At 61.4% G+C, this 1,222-nt stretch carries 1 protein-coding gene; it reads left to right on the forward strand.

Features of this window, described 5'->3' with window-relative positions:
• On the forward strand, window positions 1-1,222 hold a 1,222-nt coding region (locus ACFWEM_RS34100), incomplete at both ends, for an AMP-binding protein (protein WP_378540095.1).

The following is a 1,222-nucleotide window of genomic DNA, read 5'->3' on the forward strand; positions in this document are numbered from 1 at the left end:
GTTGTGGATTATGTGACGTCGCGGTCGCCGGAGCAGTTCTTGGAGTTGCTTGCTGCTGAGCGGGTGACGGTGCTCAATCAGACGCCGTCGGCGTTCTATCAGTTGGCCGAGGCTGATCGGTTGGCGTCGGAATCCGGTCGGGCCGCTGAGTTGTCGTTGCGGTGGGTTGTTTTCGGCGGCGAGGCGCTCGAGCTGCGTCGCTTGTCGGATTGGTACGGCCGCCGCGGTGACTTCGCGCCGACGTTGGTGAACATGTACGGCATCACGGAGACGACGGTGCATGTGAGCCATCGTGTGTTGGATGCTGCGTTGGCGGCGGATGCGTCGGCGAGTGTTGTGGGTCAGGCTATTTCGGGTCTGCAGGTGTTCGTGCTCGATACGCGTTTGGCTCCGGTGCCTGTTGGTGTCGCGGGTGAGATGTATGTGTCGGGTGTGCAGTTGGCTCGGGGTTATCTGGGTCAGGCTGGGTTGACGTCGACGCGGTTTGTGGCGAATCCGTTCAATGCCGGCGAGGTGTTGTACCGGACGGGTGACGTCGCGGCGTGGAACAGCGCTGGTGATTTGGAGTATCTGGGTCGCGCGGATGATCAGGTGAAGATCCGTGGGTTCCGGATCGAGATCGGTGAGATCGAGTCTGCGGTGTTGGCGGATGTGTCGGTGGCGCAGACGGCGGTGGTTGTTCGTGAGGATTCTCCGGGTGATCAGCGGTTGGTGGCGTATGTGGTGCCGGCTGCGGGTGTGAGTGTGTCGGTCGACGATCTTCGGGTGTCGGTGGGTTCGTTGTTGCCGGAGTACATGGTGCCGTCGGCGTTTGTGGTGTTGGATTCGATTCCGTTGACGGTGAACGGGAAGTTGGATCGTCGTGCGTTGCCGGTTCCGTCGTTGCAGGTTGCGGTGTTCCGTGCTCCGACGTCGGTGGTGGAAGAGGTTGTTGCGCAGACGTTTGCGGATGTTCTGGGCGTCGAGCGTGTTGGTTTGGATGATGATTTCTTCGTGCTCGGTGGTAATTCGCTGATTGCGACGCAGGTGACGTCTCGGTTGGGTCAGGCGTTGGATGCTTCGGTGTCGGTGCGGGAGTTGTTCGAGGCGTCGACGGTGGAGGCGTTGGCTGCTCGTTTGGGTTCTCATGTCGGTGGCGGTTCGCGTGCGGCGTTGACTGCGCAGGTGCGTCCGGTTCGGGTTCCGTTGTCGTTGGCGCAGCAGCGCATGTGGTTCCTCAACC

Origin of the sequence: Rhodococcus sp. NPDC060176, assembly GCF_042728675.1 — a bacterium.
In the GTDB taxonomy this organism is placed as follows: Bacteria; Actinomycetota; Actinomycetes; order Mycobacteriales; family Mycobacteriaceae; genus Rhodococcus_F.